The organism is Gramella sp. AN32 (assembly GCF_023718305.1).
In the GTDB taxonomy this organism is placed as follows: Bacteria; Bacteroidota; Bacteroidia; order Flavobacteriales; family Flavobacteriaceae; genus Christiangramia; species Christiangramia antarctica.
On record NZ_QEYO01000008.1, the window covers coordinates 55,011 to 77,757 of the forward strand.

23 protein-coding genes are annotated in these 22,747 nt (G+C 38.1%); 6 read left to right on the forward strand and 17 right to left on the reverse strand.

The window, feature by feature from the left end; translation table 11 throughout:
- Positions 1-28: 28 nt before the first annotated feature.
- The 7 genes from DHD80_RS10640 to DHD80_RS10670 form a co-directional block, all read right to left on the reverse strand.
- On the reverse strand, positions 29-451 hold the full coding sequence (locus tag DHD80_RS10640) for a DsrE family protein (protein WP_251741154.1): 423 nt from the start codon (positions 449-451) through the stop codon (positions 29-31).
- A complete protein-coding gene (locus tag DHD80_RS10645; RefSeq protein WP_251741155.1) occupies positions 448-855 on the reverse strand; it encodes a DoxX family membrane protein in 408 nt (135 codons plus the stop codon). The genes DHD80_RS10640 and DHD80_RS10645 overlap by 4 nt, the downstream gene beginning before the upstream one ends.
- A 68-nt stretch (positions 856-923) precedes the next feature.
- Positions 924-1,298, reverse strand: a complete 375-nt coding sequence (locus DHD80_RS10650) for a hypothetical protein (RefSeq protein WP_251741156.1) — start codon at positions 1,296-1,298, stop codon at positions 924-926.
- Between the two features lie 259 nt (positions 1,299-1,557).
- Positions 1,558-1,974 carry a transcriptional repressor gene (locus DHD80_RS10655; protein WP_251741157.1) on the reverse strand — a complete coding sequence of 139 codons (417 nt, stop codon included), beginning with the start codon at positions 1,972-1,974 and terminating at the stop codon, positions 1,558-1,560.
- Positions 1,975-1,987: 13 nt separating this feature from the next.
- Complete coding sequence (locus DHD80_RS10660; protein WP_251741158.1) at positions 1,988-3,172, reverse strand: efflux RND transporter periplasmic adaptor subunit; 1,185 nt, start codon at positions 3,170-3,172, stop codon at positions 1,988-1,990.
- Between the two features lie 56 nt (positions 3,173-3,228).
- Positions 3,229-7,596 carry a CusA/CzcA family heavy metal efflux RND transporter gene (locus tag DHD80_RS10665; RefSeq protein ID WP_251741159.1) on the reverse strand — a complete coding sequence of 1,456 codons (4,368 nt, stop codon included), beginning with the start codon at positions 7,594-7,596 and terminating at the stop codon, positions 3,229-3,231.
- 127 nt (positions 7,597-7,723) lie between these two features.
- Entirely contained in the window at positions 7,724-8,107 is a 384-nt protein-coding gene (locus DHD80_RS10670) for a hypothetical protein (RefSeq protein ID WP_251741160.1), read from the reverse strand.
- Between the two features lie 392 nt (positions 8,108-8,499).
- Between DHD80_RS10670 and DHD80_RS10675 the strand changes: the two genes are divergently transcribed.
- A complete protein-coding gene (locus tag DHD80_RS10675) occupies positions 8,500-9,477 on the forward strand; it encodes a TerC family protein (protein ID WP_251741161.1) in 978 nt (325 codons plus the stop codon).
- Positions 9,478-9,550: 73 nt separating this feature from the next.
- Positions 9,551-10,486: an NAD-dependent epimerase/dehydratase family protein gene (locus tag DHD80_RS10680; RefSeq protein ID WP_251741162.1), complete on the forward strand. Its 936-nt coding sequence runs from the start codon at positions 9,551-9,553 to the stop codon at positions 10,484-10,486.
- Here DHD80_RS10680 and hisS read toward each other — a convergent pair.
- Positions 10,483-11,856, reverse strand: a complete 1,374-nt coding sequence (gene hisS / locus DHD80_RS10685) for a histidine--tRNA ligase (RefSeq protein WP_251741163.1) — start codon at positions 11,854-11,856, stop codon at positions 10,483-10,485. The genes DHD80_RS10680 and hisS overlap by 4 nt on opposite strands.
- A 317-nt stretch (positions 11,857-12,173) precedes the next feature.
- Here hisS and DHD80_RS10690 point away from each other — a divergent pair, with 317 nt between their 5' ends.
- Positions 12,174-13,412 carry an ABC transporter permease gene (locus DHD80_RS10690; protein WP_251741164.1) on the forward strand — a complete coding sequence of 413 codons (1,239 nt, stop codon included), beginning with the start codon at positions 12,174-12,176 and terminating at the stop codon, positions 13,410-13,412.
- Positions 13,413-13,622: 210 nt separating this feature from the next.
- Here the strand turns inward: DHD80_RS10690 and DHD80_RS10695 are convergent, their stop codons facing one another.
- The 4 genes from DHD80_RS10695 to rpsF are packed head-to-tail and all read right to left on the reverse strand — an operon-like array spanning position 13,623 to position 15,260.
- A complete protein-coding gene (locus DHD80_RS10695; RefSeq protein WP_251741165.1) occupies positions 13,623-14,096 on the reverse strand; it encodes a DUF6495 family protein in 474 nt (157 codons plus the stop codon).
- 60 nt (positions 14,097-14,156) lie between these two features.
- Positions 14,157-14,606 (reverse strand): 50S ribosomal protein L9, encoded by a 450-nt coding sequence (gene rplI, locus DHD80_RS10700; protein WP_251741166.1) that lies wholly within the window; start codon positions 14,604-14,606, stop codon positions 14,157-14,159.
- A gap of 13 nt (positions 14,607-14,619) precedes the next feature.
- Positions 14,620-14,919 carry a 30S ribosomal protein S18 gene (gene rpsR, locus DHD80_RS10705; RefSeq protein WP_251741167.1) on the reverse strand — a complete coding sequence of 100 codons (300 nt, stop codon included), beginning with the start codon at positions 14,917-14,919 and terminating at the stop codon, positions 14,620-14,622.
- Positions 14,920-14,921: 2 nt separating this feature from the next.
- The gene (gene rpsF / locus DHD80_RS10710) at positions 14,922-15,260 is read right to left on the reverse strand and encodes a 30S ribosomal protein S6 (RefSeq protein WP_251741168.1); all 339 of its coding nucleotides are present in this window, start codon (positions 15,258-15,260) and stop codon (positions 14,922-14,924) included.
- A 168-nt stretch (positions 15,261-15,428) separates the two neighbouring features.
- On the opposite strand from rpsF, the gene DHD80_RS10715 reads away from it, so the two are divergent.
- On the forward strand, positions 15,429-16,148 hold the full coding sequence (locus tag DHD80_RS10715) for a LytTR family DNA-binding domain-containing protein (protein WP_251741169.1): 720 nt from the start codon (positions 15,429-15,431) through the stop codon (positions 16,146-16,148).
- A 49-nt stretch (positions 16,149-16,197) separates the two neighbouring features.
- Here DHD80_RS10715 and priA read toward each other — a convergent pair whose 3' ends face one another.
- From priA to nadC, 5 genes are all read right to left on the reverse strand, one after another.
- A complete protein-coding gene (priA, locus tag DHD80_RS10720) occupies positions 16,198-18,651 on the reverse strand; it encodes a primosomal protein N' (RefSeq protein WP_251741170.1) in 2,454 nt (817 codons plus the stop codon).
- An 84-nt stretch (positions 18,652-18,735) separates the two neighbouring features.
- Positions 18,736-19,161 (reverse strand): DUF2147 domain-containing protein, encoded by a 426-nt coding sequence (locus tag DHD80_RS10725; RefSeq protein WP_251741171.1) that lies wholly within the window; start codon positions 19,159-19,161, stop codon positions 18,736-18,738.
- Between the two features lies 1 nt (position 19,162).
- The gene (locus DHD80_RS10730) at positions 19,163-19,723 is read right to left on the reverse strand and encodes a chalcone isomerase family protein (RefSeq protein ID WP_251741172.1); all 561 of its coding nucleotides are present in this window, start codon (positions 19,721-19,723) and stop codon (positions 19,163-19,165) included.
- A 26-nt stretch (positions 19,724-19,749) separates the two neighbouring features.
- A complete protein-coding gene (locus tag DHD80_RS10735) occupies positions 19,750-20,667 on the reverse strand; it encodes a YihY/virulence factor BrkB family protein (protein ID WP_251741173.1) in 918 nt (305 codons plus the stop codon).
- 1 nt (position 20,668) lies between these two features.
- Positions 20,669-21,526, reverse strand: a complete 858-nt coding sequence (gene nadC, locus DHD80_RS10740) for a carboxylating nicotinate-nucleotide diphosphorylase (protein WP_251741174.1) — start codon at positions 21,524-21,526, stop codon at positions 20,669-20,671.
- Between the two features lie 52 nt (positions 21,527-21,578).
- On the opposite strand from nadC, the gene rlmH reads away from it, so the two are divergent.
- Both rlmH and DHD80_RS10750 read left to right on the forward strand, forming a co-directional pair.
- Entirely contained in the window at positions 21,579-22,052 is a 474-nt protein-coding gene (gene rlmH / locus DHD80_RS10745) for a 23S rRNA (pseudouridine(1915)-N(3))-methyltransferase RlmH (RefSeq protein ID WP_251741175.1), read from the forward strand.
- Between the two features lie 9 nt (positions 22,053-22,061).
- A complete protein-coding gene (locus tag DHD80_RS10750) occupies positions 22,062-22,634 on the forward strand; it encodes a non-canonical purine NTP diphosphatase (protein WP_251741176.1) in 573 nt (190 codons plus the stop codon).
- The last annotated feature ends 113 nt before the right edge of the window (positions 22,635-22,747 follow it).

The following is a 22,747-nucleotide window of genomic DNA, read 5'->3' on the forward strand; positions in this document are numbered from 1 at the left end:
TACTTGAACTAATTAAATATCAAATCATTTAAAGTTCTATACTCAAATAGCCTTTCTTCTGAAGTTGAAAATCGTGTAATATACCATTGTCCACAACTTCAAGTTCCTCAGGGATATCTTCTTTATTGACTTTGAATTTTTTTAAAGAGAATCCGCACACCACAATTTTCACGTGGGATTTTTCAGCTTTTTCAATAAAGCTTTTCATCATTTCCTTATCAGTGAGGTCTTCAACAGTTTTTCCACAGATAATCGTCTGAAAATCACCAAAACTCACTCCATCTTCTTCCGCCAGGGCCTCCGCCGTTAAAATAATGGGCTGAAGTTGGGGGATCTTTTTTGTGAGCACTACATAATTATGTGAGTGATGCTCTTGTTTAGAGGTTTGTGCATTTAGAGTATTTGTTAATGTTAGTGCTAGGATAGTTAAACCTAAAATTAGTTTTTTCATAGTTCTTGTTTTTGAAACGTTTGAATATCATTTAATATAAAAAATAGGAGCCCTCCTAAAATTGCTATATTTTTAAAAAGAGGGCCTAAAGTGTGAATCTGTCCAACCTGTACGGTTAAGGTTATTGGGATAATAACTGCTGCCAGGGCTATCGCAGCCCATCTGGTTTTATAACCGATTAGGAGACAAAAGCCTGCGATCATCATCACCACTCCAGATATAATTACCAGGTACTCCGGATTGCCAAAGAAATAGGCCATTCCTTTAAATCTCGCCTGGTCAATCCGCGTTAGTGTCTTCTCCAGGTTTAAAATATGGTTAAAACTCGCTACTAAAAATATTCCGCTGAGTAAAATGCGAAATAGCTGTACCGATCTATAGGATACAGAGATTTTTGCTTTCATTAAATTCAATAAGTTATCGTTAATAATTTGATCTGGAAATAACATACAGATCCAAAACCAGTTTTGAATTATATTGCTATTGAATATTTTGGAGGCGGGTATAATTTTCTCGAATAATTATTATTTATTCGAAGTTTTTTATACACAAATTGCTTATAATCGGAAGGGAAGACGATAGGGATTTCTTTTCCTGAAATCAGCTGATAATTATTGGAACAGGTCCTGGCCAGTTTCAATATTTGAACCGGAGAGGAGGTTTTAAAATGATCACCCGTTTCCTTAATATTATTGCTTTTCTTTTCACAAAAGGGATTTAGAAGCACTACCTGATTAGCTTCAAGTATAAAACTGAGAATATCAGTATCCACAGTGATTAGTTTTCCTGAAAAAACCATCACTAGAAATATCGCTATGTATTCTTTTCCCGGCATAGAAGTTTTCAAATATATAGGATTTCAAACCCTTTCATTGTAACTGTTGTTACACATGATTTTTAATAAACTGAGTTGCAATAAGTTAATGCGTCATTTTATATCGCCTTATTTTATGAGTAAAATTCTAAAAAATTAAAGACGAAACCCAAATGATTAAAAGTACGGCCTATGAAGATATTAGTTCTTACGTCTTAATTTACAAAGCTTATGCCTCCTTAAGGCTATTTTATAAAATAATAAGTTCTTTAAAACAATACTGCCAAGTGCATTATTGTCCGCTACATTTTTCACAGATTCCCGTTAATACTAAATTTGCATCCTCTGCAATGTATCCATCCGGAAGGTTGATATGCGGTATTTTATGGGCGGTCAAACAAACCGTTTCATCACAATGATTGCAATGAAAATGTAAATGCAAATCCTGGTCAAGTTCACAATTGCAACCAGGTTCGCATAAAGCAAATTTTGAAATGTTCGTACCATCATCTATCTGGTGAACGATTCCCTTTTCCTCAAAGGTTTTTAGGGTTCGGTAGAGGGTCGTACGTTCTGCTTTGGCGAAGGTCTTCTCTATATCAGTTAAGGCAACCGCTATTTCCTTTTCGGCCATATACTTATAAATCAAAATACGCATTGCCGTAGGACGTATTCCATTGTTTTCTAAGGTTTTCTCTATCTCTGTCATAAATCGTATTATTTTAATCATGATGCCCACCTTCAGCTTTGTTCATAACGGCTTTAAGCATTAGTGCCCCATTTAGGACAATCGAGGTAGTGTCTTCTATTTCATCAAAACTACTAATTTGAACAAGTTCGGCCGATTTTATGCCCTGTTCAAAAGCAACTTTCTCAAAACTGATTTTGTTTTGTTTATTTTTGGTTTTAATAAAGAAGTAGGAAATACCCTTATCGGAAACAACTGCCGAAGCTGGTAATACCCTAAGCTTTTTGCTATCCTGCATAATCTTTGCTTCCACGTAAAGTCCTGGTATCAACATTTCGTTTTCTTTAAAGTGGGCATGTACCCGGATAGTCCTGGATTCCATATTCAGGTTTTTACCTACCAGGGAAACTTCTCCTTTAAACACAGGACTATCCTCAAATGCCGGAATTGTAAAAATCACATTTTGACCCTTTCTTACCTTCGGAATGTCTTTCTGAAAAAGTTGAAGCTCCAGGTGCATATGTTCCCTATTGATGACCTGCATAATTTCCTGGCCAGACGGTACCTTCTCCCCGTTATTTGCTGAAACCGAAGTAACCGTTCCGCCAAATGGCGCGCGCAGATATACCCGGTTTTGAATCTTGCCGTTTTCAATAGCGGTGGCACTAATCCCCACGTAATTCAATTGCTCTTTCAAAGCTGCAAGTTCTGCTTTTTTTGCGGAGTATTCAGATTGTGCCTGTTGAAGGTTTTTCTTCGCTCCAACATCAGCATCGTTTAAAATCTGTTGACGTTCCAATTCTTGTTCTAGATAATTCAGGCGACCATAAACGCTCAAATATTCCTGTTGAAGCTTTACATAAGCAGGGTCTTTCAATTCTACCAGAGCCTCACCCTTTTTAACCACATCGCCTTCCAAAAAATTGATTTTGACCACAAACCCATCCAACAATGAAGAAATTGAAGCTATATTATTTGGAGGAAGTTCTATGCTACCGTTGACCTCAATGGGCACTTTGATTTCCTCCTGTCTAAAGGTGCCATAGACAAGCCCGGCATCTTCCGCCTGTGATTGTGTTAGGCTGATATGTTCTTCTTCGTGATGTTCTGTTTCAGAATTTTCTGACTTTATTTTAACAGTATCATTTTGATTTTCCTTACAGGCGGCCAACGAAAAAATTGCAAGTCCCAATACCGTTATTTTTGATAAATATTTCATTTGTATATATTTTAGATGCCCATCCGCCTGCCGTTGGGCAGGTTATAGGCTCATTTTTATTGCTTTTTCGCAGTTAAATATTCCAGTTCGATCACAGATAAATTGTAGTTCAGCAGGGCATCGAACCAGTTGGTTTTTATAGTGGTCGCTTCCGAAAGACTCTGGATGTATTCGATATAATTGATACCGCCCACACGGAAGGAAAGAGAAGCCCCATTGAAAAGTTCCTCGCTCATCGGCAGTCCGGTTTTCCTATAATATGCCACTTGCTCTAACCATTGTGCATAATTTGCTGTGGCCGTGGCAAGCCTTTGGTGTATGCTTAGTCTATCATTTTTCAATAATTCTTCCTGGCGCAACCTATCGATTTTCAGCGCCTGTACATTTGCCTTCTGGGAGTTGAAAATCAATGGAATGCTGATACCTGCCTGAAAACCATAAAATCCGCTTGTACCGTCAACAGTCTGCAAGGAATACTGTAAGTTGATATCAGGCAACCATTGGGTTTGCTGAAGATAAGTCTCTTCCTGGGCAAGATTTACCAACTCGTTTCTATAAGCAAGGAAGGCATTATCCTCGGTAAGTTCTTCATTGTTCCCAGAACTTAAAATGGATGTATGTTGTATCTCTAAGGGATAATCAACCATAGAAATTTTAGAGGCCGTCAACTGTTCGAGCTCCAAAACTGCAGAATTGTAAAGAACCCGGGATTCCTTCAGTTTCAGTTCGATCTGTTTTCTCTTGCTACTGGCATTTAACTGTTCCAGTTTGGTAGTCTCACCTGTCTCGTAGCGGAGTTTGGCCGCCTTCTCAAAATTGGCATATAGACTGTCCAGTTGGTTATAGAATTCCACTTTCTGCCACCCGTTTACCCATTTATAATAGGCCGTTGCCACCTGCTTTTCCAGTTCGTTTTGCTGTAAGCGATAGCTATTTTCGGCAACTTTTGTACGTTGTTTCAATACTTGCGAACGTTGGATATAAGTGGTGGGAAAATCGAATTTTTGGCCTATGCCATAGCTGTTGATACCGCTACCTAAATTGGATTGATCAACACCGTTGCCCGGCACTTCTTCCTCGGAATAGAAAAAATTTGTATTCGACGGATTAAAGGCCGTTCCTTGCAGCTTTCTGTTTTTAGTGATGTTCAAACTATCTGCCCTTAGCATGGGATTGTTGCTCGTCGCTCTTTTCTGAAGTTGGGTCAGGGAAATTCCAACCCTATCTTTTGTGGTTTGTCCTTTCGCGGAAAACGAAAAAACTAAAAGCACCAGGAATGTTGCTATTATCGGATTTATTTTCATTTTTTTGGGTTTTTCGAACCAGCTATATAAAACCGGTAATACCACTAGCGTAAGTAGGGTGGCCGTAAACAGCCCGCCGATGACCACGGTCGCCAAAGGCCGTTGTACTTCCGCGCCCGAGGAGCCGGAAAGTGCCATGGGCAGAAAGCCTACGATATCAGTTACGGCGGTTAGAAAAATTGGACGTAAGCGTGATTTGGTTGCTTTTCTAATTCGGGTCTTTAGATCGGTTACACCATCGGCTTTCAATTCGTTTAAGCTGCTTATCAAGACGAGACCATTGAGCACCGCTACCCCGAATAAGGCTATAAAACCTACCCCTGCAGAAATACTGAATGGCATTCCCCGCAACCAGAGCGCGAACACGCCGCCCACCGCTGCAAAAGGAATGGCAGTATAGATTAATAAGGACTGCTTCAATGAGCCAAGGCTGATGAACAGGATGACAAAAATGAGCACCAAGGCCAAGGGAACGACGAACGAAAGTCGTTTTTGCGCCCGCTGCAGGTTCTCAAATTCCCCGCCATAGGTAACCGAATAGCCCGGTGGAAGGTCGAGTTGCTGCTGAATGGTTTTCTGCATTTCTTCGACCAGGGATTGTGTGTCCCGGTTGCGCACGTTCACCCCGATAACGATGCGACGGCTCGTATCATCACGGGAAATCTGGGCGGGGGCGTCCTCAAAACTGATGTCGGCCACTTCCCTCAAAGGAATTTTTTGACCATTGGCAAGCGGGACGTAAAGATTCTGAATCGATGCAATTCCATCACGGGATTTTTCCTGTAACCTAACGCTAAGGTCGAACCTCCTTTCGCCCTCAAAAACTTTACCTGTGGTTGCCCCGGCGAAAGCGGTACTGATTATTTGGTTAAGTTCTGAAATAGTAAGTCCGTACTCGGCTATTCGGCTACGTTTAAAGTCGATAACGATTTGAGGTAGGCCAACGACCTGTTCCACGCGAACATCGGCTGCGCCTGTAATGCCCCTAATAATTTCCGCAGCTTCGTTTCCTTTTTCCTGCAAAAGATCCAAATCCTCCCCATAGATTTTTACGGCGATGTCCTGTTTTACTCCGGTCATCAGTTCATTGAATCGCATCTCGATGGGCTGCGAAAATTCCACCTCCACGCCCGGTAGTACAGAAAGGGCTTCCTCCATCTGTTCGGCCAGCTCTTGTTTGCTTTCGGCAGACACCCATTCAGACTTATTTTTAAGGCTTACCATAATATCGGCACCTTCTATGGGCATCGGGTCGGTAGGGATTTCTCCCGCCCCTATTTTCGTAACCACGGTCTTGACCTCCGGAAATTGATCTAATAGAATCGCTTCCAGTTTGGTCATATTTTTGGTCATTTCTGCTAGGGAAGTACCGGGGGCCATACGCGTTTCCAGCGCAAAATCGCCTTCATCCAGTTTTGGGATAAATTCACCACCCAGTGTCGAGAATATGAAAATGGCAATCGCTAAAAGAGCTATAGCTACTATGACCACAAGCTTTTTAGCAGATAATGCCCAATCCAGCACAGGTCGATACTTGCGCTCCATCCATCCCATAAACTTGTCCCCCCATGTCTTTTTATCTAGTTTTTTTGAATACAATAAACTGGAGGCAATCATTGGAACGTAAGTAAGACATAGAATCATCGCGCCAATGATGGCAAAAATAAAAACAAGTGCCATTGGACGGAACATTTTCCCTTCAATACCCGTGAGTGTTAAAATAGGGATAAAGACAATCAGAATAATAATCTGACCAAAAATTGCAGCGTTCATCATCTGGGAAGATGATTTGAGAGCTAATTTGTTTACCTCAGATTTTCGTTCTTCTTTGGAAAGCTTTTTGAGCTTGGCAAGCCTTGCCACCAGGAGAACGACCATTGCTTCGATAATAATTACCGCTCCATCGACGATAATCCCAAAATCAATAGCACCCAGACTCATTAGGTTGGCCGAAACGCCAAAGGTGTTCATCATACCTAATGCAAACAACATCGAAAGCGGAATCACAGAAGCCACAATAAGACCGGAACGCCACGTTCCTAACAGAAATACCAAGAAAAATATCACGATAAGCCCGCCGATTATCAGGTTTTCTGAAATGGTGGAGGTAGTTTTCTCTACCAGTCGGGTACGGTCAAGGAAAGGCTTAATGCTAATGCCTTCCGGTAGCGTCTGTTGGATTTTTGATACATTTTCCTTTACCCTCTTAATAACATCTGCAGAATTGGCATCTTTTAGCATCATTACGATTCCGACTACGGTTTCGCCTTTTCCGTCCTTTGTGGCAGCTCCGTATCGCGGGGCTTTGCCAACGCCCACTTTTCCTATTTGTCCAACGGTAAGCGGGACACCGTTCCTATTTGTAATTACGGTTTGGCGGATATCGTCAAAATCTCGGGCCAGTCCTTTGCTACGTATGTAGAACAGTTCCGGCCCTTTTTCAATATAGCTGCCCCCGGTATTGGCGTTGTTCTGTTGTAGTGCATTAAAAACTTCCGGTAAGGTTATGTTATAAGAATTGAGAACGGAAGGGTCAATGGCCACCTCGTATTGCTTGATGTAACCACCCCAGCTACTGATTTCAACTACGCCGGGCGTCATACTCAACTGGCGTTTTACGATCCAGTCCTGAATACTTCGCAACTTAACGGCATCGTATTGGGATTCATAGCCGGGTTCGACTTCTAAAGAGTACTGATAAATTTCCCCCAGTCCTGTAGATATAGGTCCGATGGAAGGGGTCCCCAAATCCGAACCGATATTTTCTTCGGCTTCCTTCAGTTTTTCATTGACCAGTTGGCGGGGTAGATAAGTGCCCCTATCTTCTTCGAAAACTACAGTAACAACCGAAAGCCCAAAACGGGATATCGAACGGATTTCCAGCACCCCGGGAATATTGGCCATGGCCAGTTCTATGGGATAAGTAATGAATTGCTCCACTTCCTGGGCGGCAAGGTTCTGGGAAGTCGTGATAACCTGTACCTGATTATTGGTAATATCGGGTACGGCATCTATGGGAATTTGATTGAGCGAGTATATTCCCCAGCCCACAATAAGTAGACTAAACAACCCAATAATAAGTTTGTTATTGATTGAAAAATCAATGGTTCGGTTAATCATAAAAATGGTCTAAATTCAGTTAAACTAGTATTGAAAAATTTCACACAGGGAAAGTGAACGATATTGATGTTTCCAAAAAGGAAATACATTAAAAAAGGATATAATTAATTATCCTATAAAAACTGAATTAAGCCCGAGGTGGCTGGAAAGGGGATTCCAGATATCTGGAATTGAAATTGAAAGAATAATTATCAAATTTATTCCTGTTTTCCAGTCTTATCACTTTAAAATCAACCCACTGGGATGAGGCAAGAAAGACTACGGGATGGCAACATTGATTAGAAGTATGCGAAGGTATCTTCTGATCAAAGCCATTGTGATGCCCCTCTTTATCACCGTTATCATTAAAATAGTCTTCAACCACAAAATCTATAAAAGAATCTCCATCGTATTCTTTGTGGTCTTGATAATGGGAGATAAAATTTGAGATTTTTTCACATAAATCCATATCTAATACCAATCCCTGAAGTAGGAAAACGAAAGACATCAATATGGAAATGAATATTTTCATATAAAATTCAAAGATAAAAGAAATTTAATGCAACTGGAATGCAAAACCAGAAAGGACAATTGATTATACATGCCCATCGCGATAAAGGGCAATATTCATATCATCTTTCTAAAATTTTGACTTATATATAAATGTCTTCACAAATGAGTACCAGTCTTGTGAACCATAAAATTTCGATAATTTGAAGAAGCCTGATAAAAATAGTGTTGAATTATATGGGGACAGGTCCAGAAACGAATGGCTCGTAAAACAAAATTAACACATCGAAATGTACCCCCAACCCCTTAACTTAGGAGAATTGCTTTTAGAATTAAATACCATATTGTTATAGTTGTTTTAAACTCCAACCTTATTTCCTAAGAATGTTTTTTATTTGTGCCTAGATTTCTAAAATGATTCAACAATTTTTTTTCATTAATTATTTCCTAAACCCGTCAACTGGTTCTCCTGAAATTGACACATGGATTTGGGTGGCCTTTGCCGCATTTATTGCTATTTTGTTATTAGTGGATCTTAAACTGGTCATGAAAAATCCTCATGAGATCAATACTAAAGAGGCTGCCTGGTATAGCGCGGGATGGATTAGTTTAGGAGTTGCCTTTACCGGAGTCATTTATTTTTGGATGGGTGCACCTGCGGCAGGAGAATATATCACCGGTTATTTGATTGAAAAATCGCTTTCCATGGATAATGTTTTTCTATGGGCAGTTTTATTCACCTATTTCAAAGTTCCCAAGCAATATCACCACAAAGTTCTTTTTTGGGGAATATTCGGGGCACTGGTACTTAGGCTTATATTTATTTTAGGCGGAATTGCCCTTATTGAATCAGTACACTGGATTATTTATGTATTTGGAGCTTTTCTTCTCTTTACTGCCTACAAGATTTTCCGAAGTAATATTTCTGAAACCGATCCTGAAAATAATAAAATATTCAGGTGGGTCAACAAAGTTATTCCGCAAACCAAAGGCTATCGCAAGGATAAATTTTTCGTTAAGGAAAATGGTAAAAAACTGGCCACTCCCCTTTTAGTGGTTTTAATTATCATTGAACTTACAGATATCATTTTTGCTTTGGATTCCATTCCGGCAATTCTGGGTGTTACCAGGGATAAATTTCTGGTGATTAGCTCTAATGCCTTTGCCATATTAGGTTTAAGAGCCTTATATTTTCTTCTGGCAGATATGAAAGACCGATTTATTTTCCTGAATGAAGGCCTTGCAATCATTCTCGCCTTCGTAGGGGTCAAGTTTTTAGTAAGCGAAGTTTATGAAATCCCCATCTGGATTTCCCTTAGCTTTATCGCCCTGGCACTAGCTGCATCAATATTTTTCTCCCTAAGACACCAACCAAAAAAGGATAAACATTGATTTAAAGCCGTATTATAATTGCCAGTTGCCATATTATTGATTTATTTTGCAGGCTACAGAATAATCATTCTTAATGAAAGTATTGGTTACCGGCGCCGCCGGTTTTATTGGTTCTCATTTTTGCGAAGCCTTGGCGGAGCAGGATCATGAGGTTATAGGATTAGATAATTTTTCCAACTATTATTCTGTAGCATTAAAAAAGAAAAATGCGGAAACCTTAGAAAAAAAAGGGATTTCCATGATAGCTGCTGATCTTTTAAACCCTGAATTTTCTGTAGAAATTCCTGAAAACATCAATTATATCTTTCACTTTGCAGCCCAGCCCGGAATCGATAGAAACACATCTTTTGATGCTTATTTGAACAACAATTTCATAGCCACTCAAAATCTTTTAAAGTTTGCTGAAAAACTGCCAGACCTAAAAATGTTCGTGCATATTAGCACATCGTCTGTTTATGGACAAATGGCAACTTCAGCAGAAACTGAAGTAACTTTACCCGTTTCAGATTATGGAGTAACAAAACTTGCCGCAGAACAGCTGGTACTTGCCAGAAGCCGGCTGGGAATTCTCAAAGCTACTTCCCTTCGACTCTATTCAGTTTTTGGTCCCCGGGAACGTCCCGATAAACTTTTTACCCGTCTTATTGATTGTGCTCTGAATGATAAAGAATTTCCGCTTTTTGAGAATAGCCTAAAACATATACGCAGTTTCACTTATGTGGAAGATATCGTAAATGGTGTGTTGGCGGTAATGGGCAAAGAAGAGCAGTGCAATAATGAAGTTTTTAATATTGGTTCTGAGCATGAATATACCACCCGGGAAGGTGTGGATTCCGTAGAAAAAATTACCGGAAAAAAAATTAAAATGAAGATTCTGGAACCCAGACCCGGTGACCAGTTGCGCACCAATGCCAATATTGAAAAAGCTCGAAAAATCTTAGGATACCATCCAAAAACGAGCTTATACAAGGGATTGGAAAAGCAGGTAGCATGGTTTAAAAATTGCTAAGATTTTAATTTGTCTACCAACTCCTGAAAATTAAGCTGATCCTGTTCTCCAGATTTCATATGCTTTAAGGTATATTTTTCCTGTTCCATTTCTTCCTGGCCGGTTAGCACGGTAAAAGGAATATCACGTTTATCGGCATATTTCATTTGTTTTCCCATCTTAGCATCGTCTGGAAATAATTCTGCCGCAATTCCTTCTTTTCGCAGTTTTGAAACTGCCTTCATTGCATACAGGGATTCCCTGTCTCCAAAATTGATAAATAGAACTTTGGTCGATGCTTTAATTTGGTCAGGAAATAAACATAGTTCTTCCAGCACAAGATAAATGCGATCCAGTCCAAAAGAAATCCCAACCCCGCTCATATCCTTTAGACCAAAAATTCCTGTAAGATCATCGTATCGACCACCTCCACCAATAGATCCCATTTTTACACCCTCCGGAGCAGCAACTTCAAAAATTGCTCCTGTGTAATAATTGAGTCCGCGAGCTAAAGTAACATCCAGGTCTAAAGTTGCGGTTTGCAAAGGCATATTCTGAATAGCCTGCTGAATAAATTTTAGCTCTTCAATCCCGGCCATTCCTGTTTTCGAAGATTTTAAAATGTTGCTTATCCCTTCAATTTTTTCTGAAAAGTTTCCGTTCAGATTAAAAATGGGCTGAATCTTTTCAATTGCTTCCGGAGAAATACCTTTTTCCAGCATCTCTTTTTTCACGGCTTCTTCCCCAATTTTATCCAGTTTATCCAAGGCTACTGTAAAATCGATTAATTTATCCTGGGCACCGATTACTTCAGCAAAGCCTGAAAGCACTTTTCGATTATTGATTTTAATGGTAACGCCCTTAAGATTCAAACTATTAAAAACGGCATCATATAGCTGGACAAATTCAACTTCCTGCCACAGGCTTTTACTTCCCACCACATCGGCATCACATTGGTAAAATTCCCTAAACCTTCCTTTTTGAGGACGATCTGCCCGCCAAACAGGCTGTATTTGATATCGTTTAAAAGGAAATTCAATCTCATTTTGATGCTGCACCACATACCTGGCGAAAGGCACGGTGAGATCGTAGCGAAGCGCTTTTTCACTAATGGAAGAAATTAAGGCGGTGCTATCCATTTCTTTTATAGCATTCTTATCGGCCTTTTTCAGGTAATCGCCTGAATTCAGAATTTTAAAAATAAGCCTGTCCCCTTCTTCCCCATATTTGCCCATTAAGGTCGCTGAATTTTCAAAACTTGGAGTTTCAATAGGTTGAAACCCGAAATTTTTAAATTCATGACGAATGGTCTCCATAATATAGTTCCTCTTTAAAACTTCTTCCGGAGAAAAATCTCTTGTGCCTTTTGGAATAGATGGTTTTTGCGCCATATTTTTCTTTACTCTATAATTTTTACAGGAGTGCAAATATCATAAAAAATTTATTGAAACTGACCATCCCAGTGCTTTTCATAAGACTTTTGAACATTTAAACAGATCGTAAATTCCAAATATGAAATTTTTCATTCCCCTCACCCGGAACTGTTAAAAAAAGTTCCGACCTCTCCCCAGGGAGAGGTGTAGCGTAATCCATAGCTAAACCTCAGAGAATTATTTATCTCACAATTTATAAAACACGAACAAATTTCAAATTTTAAGTAACATTCGGGTAATTTTGTAGTCTAACCAGTAACCTCTAATTTCAGTATATGTTCTCATTGTTCGGGGAAAATATTAGAATCGCCCTTAGTTCTATAAGGAATCAAGCCCTTAGAACCATTTTAACTATCTTAATTATCGCCATTGGAATCACCGCTTTGGTGGGTATTTTAAGCGCGGTTTCTGCCCTTGAAAATACGATTAGCAAGGATTTTGCTTCCATGGGCGCCAACACTTTTAATTTACAGCGCTATGAATTTAGAACGCAAAGTTCTGGAGTTGAAGAGCAAAAAGTGAATCCTATTATAAGTTACAGGGAAGTCCGGAAATTTGAAGAAGAATATCACTATCCTACCACGCAAACAGCCATATCATTTGTGGGAACAGGTGGCGCAGAGATCAAATACAAAAACGAAAAAACCGATCCGGAAATTTCTGTATCGGGAATTAATGAGAATTTTTTAACCAATTCAGGATTGAGTGTTGAAGACGGGCGTGAATTCAATGTTTTTGATATCGAGAATAATAATAATGTCGCGGTAATTGGATCAGATTTTAAGAATGGTATCTTTAAAGGAACCGATCCTGTAAATAAAACGATTAGTATTCGCGGTGCTAAATTCAAAGTAATTGGTGTACTGGAGTCAAAAGGAAGTACTTTTGGAAATAACCAGGATCTTCGCGTTTTTATTCCCTTACAGCATGCCAGATCCTTATTTTCCCAACCGAATATAAACTATAGTTTAAGTGTGAAGGTTTCTGATAAGGAACTTTTGGAATCTGCACAGGATGATGCTATAATAACCTTCAGGAATATTCGCGGACTGAATCCTATTGAGGAAAATAACTTTGGGCTGGAACGCAGCGATGATCTTATAAACCGTATTCTCTCTATTACCGGAGCCCTAAACATTGCCGCATGGATCATTTCAATAATTACCATTTTTGGATCTTCTATTGCGCTAATGAATATTATGCTGGTAAGTGTGACGGAAAGGACCCGGGAAATTGGCGTACGAAAAGCGCTGGGTGCCAAGAAAAATACGATCGCCACCCAATTCTTTTTAGAAACACTGGTCATCGGTCAGCTTGGGGGAATTTTGGGAATAATATTGGGGATTTTAATTGGGTTCGGAATCTCTTCCGCACTGGATTTTGAATTTACCACACCCTGGAAAGCGATGATCTGGGCAACGCTGATCACCATAGTTGTCGCCATTCTGGCAGGAAGTTATCCTGCGGCCAAAGCTGCAAAACAGGATCCTATCGAATCGCTGAGGTATGAATGATTTTGGAAGTTGGTAGTTGGTACAAAAGTGAAAGCTTGATGCTGGATGCTGGAGGCTGGAGGCTGGATGAGTGAAAAAAATTAAAATTTGACAGGTTAAAGACAATAAACTCTGAACAACAAACAACAATATTTTAAATTCGAAATTTTGAATTTTGAATTTTGAATATTGAATATTGAATATTGAATCTTGAATCTTGAATTGAAAATATTAATCCTGAACCACTTCTTCAAAATAAGTATAAAGATCTCCTTTGGTAATATTGGCACCCTGTTGAATTAGAGCAAAAATATCTTTATTTCGATCTTCCTGTATGGTTTTTGTAGACGTATAAATATCTACAAGATCATCCATCAAATTCTTCTGAAGCCAGGTATAACCCGATCGAGTGGTGATATCGATATCTTCATTTAGAACTTTTATCGCAATCAACTTCATATCATTTTCAGTAATTTGAAAAAGGAACATTTGATTTTGTGAAAAATGCTCGAGATATTCCACTTTGTTTAAAACCCCTTCCCAAATAAGATCGCTAAAAATATCCAGTTCTTTTTCAGCAATTTCAGGTTTTGAAGCTTTGATCTCTTTCCATTCTTCCGCAGTTATAGATTGTGTCGCCAGGAAATTGATGAACTCCTGATGCATTTCTTCAAACTGCTCTTTCGTTAATCTTGCGTACTTCATTTTATTCTAATAAAAAAGCCTACTCCATAAGAGCAGGCTTTATTTTAATAATAATATAGTTTAAGCTTCACCAACTACATCAAACGTTAGGTTAGAAACAACCTCGCGATGAAAACGCAACGTAGCATCATATTGTCCTAAACGCTTAATGTTTCCACCAGCGATGCTAATATATTTTTTATCGATCTCCACTCCTCCTTTAGAAAGGGCTTCAGCTAAATCTCCATTTGTAATAGATCCAAAAAGCTTATCACCTGCTCCTGCTTTCGCCGTAAGTTTTATTTCAAGGTTATTAAGTTTTTCAGCTTGTTTTTTAGCTGCGTCGATATTCTTTTGCTCTTTATAGGCTCTCTGCTTCAAAGTTTCAGCTAAAACTTTTCTTGCAGAAGGAGTTGCTAATTCAGCATACCCATGAGGAATAAGATAATTTCTACCATAACCGTTTTTTACAGCTACAACATCATCTTTAAAACCTAAGTTGTCTACGTCTTTTTTAAGTATCAGTTCCATGTTCTGCCTATTTTTATTTTAATAAATCACCTACATAAGGCATTAATGCTAAATGACGTGCACGTTTTACGGCGGTAGCCACTTTTCTCTGGTACTTTAAAGAAGTTCCGGTTAAACGACGGGGCAATAATTTCCCCTGCTCATTTACAAAGCCCATTAACCAGTCCGGATCTTTATAATCGATATATCGAATACCAGATCTTTTAAACCTACAGTATTTCTTGGCCTTAGTCGTTTCTATATTAAGAGGAGTAAGATACCTGATCTCACCGTCTTTTTTTCCTTTTGCTTGTTGTTCAATAGATGTTGCCATGCTTACGCTTTTTCCTTGTTACGTTTTCTTCTTTTCTCAGCCCAGGCGATCGCGTGCTTATCTAACCTCACAGTTAAATAGCGCATCATACGCTCGTCCCTTCTGAATTCTACTTCCAGAGGGTTAATTACCTCTCCTTCTACCTGGTATTCAAATAAGTGATAAAAACCACTTTTTTTGTGTTGGATCGCATAGGCTAATTTTTTTAAGCCCCAATCTTCTTTCGCAACCATCTCGGCACCTTTAGAAACAAGAAAATCTTCGTATTTCTTAACTGTCTCCTTTATCTGCTCATCAGATAAAACGGGATTCAAGATGAAAACAGTTTCATAATTATTCATAAAAATTTACTTTAAGTTAAATCGGGTGCAAAAATAGAATTATTATTCCGAAAATCAAAGCTTTAAATAAAGGATAAGATGTAACATTTACCGATGAAAATCTTTTTAACCTTGTATTTGTGATTATTAATGAGTAATATTGTTTAATTCTAATCCTATTAACTAACCGTGGAAGAAGTATTACTCAAATGTGCTGTTGTAGACGATTCAAGCCTTCAAAGGCTATCTATCGTAAAGATGATCAAGGATCATCCCAACTTAAAACTAGTAGCCGAATATAACAATGCCATCGAAACTAAGAATGGACTTTTAGATATTGAAACCGATCTTATTTTTCTGGATATCGAAATGCCGATTTTATCGGGTTTTGAATTATTAGACAACTTACCTAATAAACCTCAAATTATATTTGTAACCGGTAAAACGAAATATGCTTTTAAAGCTTTCGATTACGATGCGGTAGATTATATTCACAAACCTGTAACGAAAGATCGCTTTAATAATGCCGTAACCAAAGCAATTAACCTTTATAGATTAAAAAATCAAACTGCCGCTCCGGAAGATGAAGATTTCATCTTTGTAAAGAGCAATTTGAAGAATAGAAAAGTATTTTTAAGTAAATTAAAATACATTCAGGCTCTTGGGGATTATGTGAAATTTGTAACCGAAAAAGATAATTTTGTGGTACTTGCTACCATGAAATCTTTTGAAAAGCAACTGCCTAGCGAACGTTTCCTTCGAACTCATAAATCTTATATCGTAAATCTTGATAAAATTGAGCGTTACAACAGTAAGAATATTGAAATTGAAAAAGAATTACTACCCTTGAGCAGACATAAGAAAAATGATCTGGTAGAGGCGCTTGCTGCGATACAGGAAGAATCTTAAAATAAGATGATAAAGTTTTACGGAAGCCATTCGAAATGAATGGCTTTTTTTATTGGGGATCTACATTTGGGATCACCCTAACCGATCGAAAAGCCCCAATAGCATTGAAAGTGTTCAAAATTTTTCTCACCACTTCTTTGGTCTTTCCCAAGGATTGTTTTTGCGGAATTTTGATCATAATATTTTTATAATATTCATTTCTTATCCTGGACACGGGCGGAAACTCAGGTCCCAGCACGTATCTTCCAAAAACATTTTCCAAAGCTCTGGCCAGCCAGTCTGCCGCTTCATTTGTCTTTGAATAATCACGACATTTTAGGGTTAACCGTATTAATCTGAAATAAGGAGGATATTGATATTGATAACGGTCTTCAGCCTGCTCCTTATACATATTCTTATAATCTCCAACCGAAACCTGTTGTATGATCTGATGATGTGGGTTATACGTTTGAATTAAAACCTTTCCCCTTTTCTGGGTCCTACCAGATCTTCCCGCCACCTGGAGCATCAATTGAAAACTACGTTCGTGCGCCCTAAAATCGGGGAAATTTAAAAGATTATCTGCATTCATAATACCTACAAGTCCTACATTTCTAAAGTCGAGACCTTTTGTAAGCATCTGCGTTCCAATCAGGATTTGCGTTTCCTGATTTTCAAATGCCTCAATAATCTTTTCATAAGAATACTTTCCCCGGGTGGTATCCTGATCCATTCTGCCAACATTTACCTCGGGAAAAAGGGCTTTAATTTCTGTTTCAACCTGTTCGGTGCCAAAGCCTTTCGTAGAAATCTCATTACTTCCGCAAGCCATACAACTTAACTGCATAGCAATATGGTAACCACAATAATGACAGCGCAGTTGATTATTCCCGCTATGATAAGTGAGGCTTACATCACAATTAGGACATTGGGGAGAATGACCGCAAGTGTTACATTCTAAAATTGGTGAAAAACCACGACGGTTCTGGAAAAGGATTATTTGCTCATTTTCATCCAAACTTTCTTTGATTCCCTGCATCAATCTTTCAGAAAAATGTCCGGTCATTTTTTTCTTACGATGGGCCACTTTAATATCCACAACTTCAACTTCAGGCATTAAAACATTTCCGAAGCGTTTAGAGAGTTCTACCAGGGTATATTTATTATGAAGGGCATTATAATAAGATTCCAAAGAAGGCGTGGCCGATCCCATGATCACATTCGCCTTAAATAAAGCAGCTAAAACTACCGCAGAGTCTCTTGCCTGGTAACGGGGTGCAGGATCGTATTGTTTGTAAGTAGATTCATGTTCCTCATCGATGACGATCAAACCAAGGTCCTGAAAAGGAAGAAAAATACAGGAACGGGCTCCAATAATAATTTTTCCTTTTTCTGAATTTTGCAAAACATGACGGTAGACTTCCACCCGCTCATTTACGGAATATTTACTGTGATACACCAGCACTTTATCCCCAAAATAATTCTGAAGCCTTTTGATTAACTGCGTGGTTAAGGCAATTTCGGGTAAAAGATACAGCGCCTGCTTTCCTTTATTAACGGCTTCTTCAATAAGCCTGATATAAATTTCAGTTTTCCCGGAAGAGGTGACACCATGTAGCAGGCACACCTGATCCTGGTTAAATTCAGATTTTATTTTATTAAATGCTTCCTGCTGAATTTTATTCAGGTTTATTTCAGGATTGGTAATTTCGCCTTCAAATCCTACCCTTCCAATTTCTTCATAGATTTCCTGAAAAACATTTTTCTCGATTAGGCTTTTTAAAATTGAAGAAGAAGCACTGGCGGCTTTCATCAATTTTTTCGCTTTTATCTTTTTCTTTTTCCCAGCCGTTTGGCTGAAATATGCCATCACAATTTCCCTTTGTTTGGGTGCATTGGAAAGTTCATCCAACAGCCGATGCATCTCGGCTTCAGCTTCATACAGCGGATTTAACTGAACGTACCTGCTTTCTTTTGCCTTGAATTGCTCATAAATTTCCTGATTAAGGTTTATAAGATTTTTATCCACTAAAACATTAATAATAGGCAAAACCCTTTTTTTGTCCAGCAAAGCTTCAATTTCCTGAATTTTCATGGACGACTGGCTTTCCAGAGCTTCAACAACGAGGAATTGTTCATCACTTAATTCAGATTCGTTGATTTCTGAAGATTTATTTAGGGAAACAATACTTTCACTTTCTAACATAAATGCTCCCGGAAGTGCTGCACGCATCACATCGCCTTCCGTACATAGATAATAACTGGCGATCCATTTCCAGAATTTGAGCTGATTTTCACTTAGCAAAGGTTTTTCATCCAGGATTTGATGAATGGGTTTCGCTTCATAAATTTCCGGGGGGCTTGTATGCATATGGGCGACAATCCCGGTATAAATCTTAGTTTTTCCAAAGGGCGCCGCTACCCGCATTCCCAGCTGTAAAAAATCGGCTTCTTCAGAAGAAATTGAATAGGTGAATCTATTGTCCAGCGGAATCGGAAAAATGAGATCTACAAACTGCTGCATTAAGTTGATGGTATTTGTCTAAAATAAAAAAGCTGTTTTCAAAGTTAAAACTTTAAAAACAGCCAATCTATTTATTGAAATATTTTATTCTGCCCGTTGCCAGGTCTTGGTCCTGTAGAAAAAAGCCAAATATCCCCTAATTTTTAAAACATCAGGATTTTCTTCATCTATCCAGATTTTACAGCGATATTCTTTTCCCGTTTTAGGATCTACAATAGTGCCGCCCTCATAGATATCACCTTCCTTTTCAAGTCCCTGCATTAAAACCATTCCCTCAATGGGCTGGTCTTTAAGCTTCCCTTCACAATTAGTACAAATTTTTTCACGGTCTTCCTCTTTCATGATCTTATCCACTTTCCCGTAAATCTTATCCCCTTCGCGATAAATTTCTATAATCGAATTTACCGTGCCTTCTTCATTTCTATTTTCCCACTTTCCCACAACATCCTGTGCATTTACAGAAATACTAAAAAAGAGAATAAAGGCTAAGTATGCAAAATTTTTAATCATCTTAGTTACCTAACATTGCTTCTTTTAAGTCATCATCTGCCGGCCTATTGGACAACCAGATCCCGAAAAGTGCTTTTTTAAATTCCATTCCATCGATAGAACCTTTTATTATACCATTCTTATAAACGTTTACACCTTTTTCAGGTAAATAAACTAAATCGAAAACATCATTCTTTTTAATCTCTTCTAAAAACAGACTTCTAAATTGCTCAATTTGAGTTTTGATGTTATTCATATTTCCTCCAGTAGAATTTTCAAAACCTTCATTTACCGCATCGATCATTTTTTCGCTGGAAATCAGTTTTGAGACGATATGTAATTTAATAGCCATGGGAGAATTCCCGGAAACAATGCTGGCCGCGTTCGATGACTTTTCAGAAAGGTATAACCCACCTGCATAAAGATCGATCCACATTTTCTCGCGAACACCTGCTCCATTCAAAACCAGGTTTTTACCTTCAAAATTCATGGAGTTCGGTATCTCTGCACCACCAACTTTAGTCTGCGCCGGCATTAAATTTACGCTGAGAACAGCTATCAAAATAAAAATTATTTTTTTCATCATTTTTGGTTTTTGTGTATTTAAATTTATTTAAATTTTCTTCTAAGATTCAATATTGAGGCATTTAATTCAAATCCCAATAGTAAAATATTGGAATTCAGCCAGATATAAAACATTAAAATTAGCAGTGCTCCAATAGAACCATACAATTCATTATAATTTGAGAAATTGGTAATATAGATACTGAATAAATACGTGGTTAGTAAGAATAAAATTGTAGAAAATAATGCTCCTACTGAAAAGAACCTTGCTTTTCTTGCCTCCCTGGTTCCAAAATAATATAATATCGCCACCGCCGTATAGATCAAAATTATAAAAGCAATATACTGGATCACCTTTCCTCCAAAATCATTTGCAAGTCCTAAATCTTTAAGGTCATCGATAATGTAAATGATGTATACTGCTATTATTACTGAAATAAGCAACAACAATGCCAATATAATTGCAATCCCTATGGCTACTGCATATTGCCGGGGAATTGAACGATTATTATTGGTATGATAACTGAACTCAAAACTCGTAAATATGGAGTTAACTCCGTTGGTCATCAAAAATATGGACAGAAGAAAAGAAAAAGAAAGCAAACCTCCTCTGGGATTCTTGGCAATATCCAGGAAAATTTCCCCAAAATAATCTCCAGTATTGGGTGGCAGTAGTGTTTCTACAAAATATAAAAAGCGTATCTGGAAATCATCAATAAAGGTCACATAGGGAATGAGGTTCAACATAAATAAAAGGAAAGGGAAAATCGCAATAAAAAAACTGTAAGAAATTGCACTTGCCCGTGTTGAGAAAGTTCCTTTAATTATCCCCCCACTATAAATCACCAAAAGATCATAAAGGCTTAAGCCTTCCAGACCAGGTAGAATCACCTTTCTGGTTTTTCTCTCGACCCAGTCAAGAAACTGCTGCCATTTAGATTTTAATATATTTTGGGGAGCCATTTTAAACGGCTTTTAGACTTAAGTCAAGGTTAGATACCGAGTGGGTCAAAGCACCACTGGATATAAAATCAACACCACATTCTGCATAATTTCGTGCAGTTTCTATAGTGATACCTCCACTAGATTCAGTAAGGCACTTCCCATTAATTAATTTAACTGCCTTTCTAGTATCTTCATAATTGAAATTATCGATAAGAATTCTATAAACACCATCACATTTTAAGATCTCTTCGATTTCAGTGAGGTTTCTGGCTTCTACAATTATTTTCAGCTTGAGATCATTTTCCTGTAAATAATCCTTCGTTTTTTGAATAGATTTGGTAATTCCGCCAGCAAAATCAATATGATTGTCTTTGAGCATGATCATATCGTATAGAGCAAATCGATGATTTTCACCGCCACCTATTTTCACCGCCCATTTTTCAAGTGCCCTAATGCCCGGAGTTGTTTTTCGGGTATCCAAAATTTTGGTTTTGGTGCCTTCTAATTGTTTGGCAAATTTTGAAGTAATGGTAGCGATGGCACTCATTCGCTGCATTCCGTTAAGAACCAAACGCTCTGCCATAAGAATCGATCTGGATGAACCTTCAACATAAAAAGCGATATCTCCATTTTTTATCTCTTCCCCATCATTTATTTTGATTTCGACCAATAATGTATTATCTACATATTGAAATACCTTTTTTGCAAAATCGATCCCGGCCAAAACCCCTTTATCTTTTACCAGCAATTTCGCCTTTCCTGTTGCTGAAGCCGGAATACATGCCAGGGAACTATGATCACCATCTCCAACATCTTCCCGAATGGCATTCTTTATGATAATGTCAATTTCTTTTCTAAATTGTTCCGGTGAGATCATATTTCTCTGCTTATTTTTGTAAATGTAATAAAGTCTGTACTAAATTCACGGGATGACCATAAAATTAGTCTGTATAGGAAAAACAGATCAACAGGAGCTTGAAGCCCTTATACAGGTTTATTTTAAGAGGCTTCAGCATTATATAAAATTTGAAATTGATATCATTCCAGATCTTAAAAAGCTTAAAAATCTGAATGAAAATCTACAGAAAATAAAGGAAGGGGAATTGATCCTCGCAGATATTCAAACTTCAGATTTTTTAGTTTTGCTCGACGAAAATGGCAAACAGATGGGTTCTGAGCAGTTTTCAGAATTTATACAAAAGAAACTAAATATGGGTTTGAAACGTTTGATCTTCGTTATTGGAGGACCTTACGGATTTTCAGATCAGGTCTATTCCAGGGCCAATCAAAAAGTATCCCTTTCAAAAATGACATTTTCACATCAAATGATCCGCTTATTTTTCACAGAACAACTCTATCGGGCCTTTACCATATTAAAGAACGAACCATATCACCACCGTTAATCAACTTTCATGAAATTAGTTTTCGCCACGCATAATGCCAATAAATTTGAAGAAATTAAAAGTATGTTGCCTGCACACATCGAATTACTTTCTTTAAATGACATTGGTTGCACTGAAGATATTCCCGAAACGGCAGATACCATTGAGGAAAATGCCATTTTAAAAGCGGAATATGTAAGTAGTAATTATAGTTATGATTGTTTTGCAGACGATACAGGTTTGGAAGTGCATATATTAGACGGTGAACCAGGAGTTTATTCTGCCCGCTATGCAGGGGAACAAAAAAGTAGTGAGGATAATATTGATAAATTATTGGAAAACCTTCAGGATAAACAGGATAGATCAGCCAGGTTTATTACGGTAATAGCCCTTCACTTAAAAAACCATCAAAATTTATTTACGGGGATCTGCCCGGGTTATATAGCTGAAAAGCGCTCTGGCGATAAAGGCTTTGGATATGATTCCATTTTTATACCCGAAAATTATAATAGAACCTTTGCAGAAATGGAACTTTCAGAAAAAGCTGAAATTGGCCATCGTGGCAAAGCTTTTAAAGCCCTGATCCAGTATCTGGAAAATTAGGTTATTTGGCAGATAGAATACCTCTCCGCCACCCCACTAGTATATTCAAAAAAATTGAGTACCTTTGCCGCTTCAAATTCCTCAGGGTGAGGATGTGTTACAAGAGGTTTAGG

Bases quoted from the DNA above. Each gene is read 5' to 3' on its own strand.
- DHD80_RS10640 (WP_251741154.1), bottom strand. From the start codon at position 451: ATGAAAAAACTAATTTTAGGTTTAACTATCCTAGCACTAACATTAACA.
- DHD80_RS10645 (WP_251741155.1), bottom strand. From the start codon at position 855: ATGAAAGCAAAAATCTCTGTATCCTATAGATCGGTACAGCTATTTCGC.
- DHD80_RS10655 (WP_251741157.1), bottom strand. From the start codon at position 1,974: ATGACAGAGATAGAGAAAACCTTAGAAAACAATGGAATACGTCCTACG.
- DHD80_RS10660 (WP_251741158.1), bottom strand. From the start codon at position 3,172: ATGAAATATTTATCAAAAATAACGGTATTGGGACTTGCAATTTTTTCG.
- DHD80_RS10665 (WP_251741159.1), bottom strand. From the start codon at position 7,596: ATGATTAACCGAACCATTGATTTTTCAATCAATAACAAACTTATTATT.
- DHD80_RS10670 (WP_251741160.1), bottom strand. From the start codon at position 8,107: ATGAAAATATTCATTTCCATATTGATGTCTTTCGTTTTCCTACTTCAG.
- DHD80_RS10675 (WP_251741161.1), top strand. From the start codon at position 8,500: ATGATTCAACAATTTTTTTTCATTAATTATTTCCTAAACCCGTCAACT.
- DHD80_RS10680 (WP_251741162.1), top strand. From the start codon at position 9,551: ATGAAAGTATTGGTTACCGGCGCCGCCGGTTTTATTGGTTCTCATTTT.
- hisS (WP_251741163.1), bottom strand. From the start codon at position 11,856: ATGGCGCAAAAACCATCTATTCCAAAAGGCACAAGAGATTTTTCTCCG.
- DHD80_RS10690 (WP_251741164.1), top strand. From the start codon at position 12,174: ATGTTCTCATTGTTCGGGGAAAATATTAGAATCGCCCTTAGTTCTATA.
- DHD80_RS10695 (WP_251741165.1), bottom strand. From the start codon at position 14,096: ATGAAGTACGCAAGATTAACGAAAGAGCAGTTTGAAGAAATGCATCAG.
- rplI (WP_251741166.1), bottom strand. From the start codon at position 14,606: ATGGAACTGATACTTAAAAAAGACGTAGACAACTTAGGTTTTAAAGAT.
- rpsR (WP_251741167.1), bottom strand. From the start codon at position 14,919: ATGGCAACATCTATTGAACAACAAGCAAAAGGAAAAAAAGACGGTGAG.
- rpsF (WP_251741168.1), bottom strand. From the start codon at position 15,260: ATGAATAATTATGAAACTGTTTTCATCTTGAATCCCGTTTTATCTGAT.
- priA (WP_251741170.1), bottom strand. From the start codon at position 18,651: ATGCAGCAGTTTGTAGATCTCATTTTTCCGATTCCGCTGGACAATAGA.
- DHD80_RS10725 (WP_251741171.1), bottom strand. From the start codon at position 19,161: ATGATTAAAAATTTTGCATACTTAGCCTTTATTCTCTTTTTTAGTATT.
- DHD80_RS10730 (WP_251741172.1), bottom strand. From the start codon at position 19,723: ATGAAAAAAATAATTTTTATTTTGATAGCTGTTCTCAGCGTAAATTTA.
- DHD80_RS10735 (WP_251741173.1), bottom strand. From the start codon at position 20,667: ATGGCTCCCCAAAATATATTAAAATCTAAATGGCAGCAGTTTCTTGAC.
- nadC (WP_251741174.1), bottom strand. From the start codon at position 21,526: ATGATCTCACCGGAACAATTTAGAAAAGAAATTGACATTATCATAAAG.
- rlmH (WP_251741175.1), top strand. From the start codon at position 21,579: ATGACCATAAAATTAGTCTGTATAGGAAAAACAGATCAACAGGAGCTT.
- DHD80_RS10750 (WP_251741176.1), top strand. From the start codon at position 22,062: ATGAAATTAGTTTTCGCCACGCATAATGCCAATAAATTTGAAGAAATT.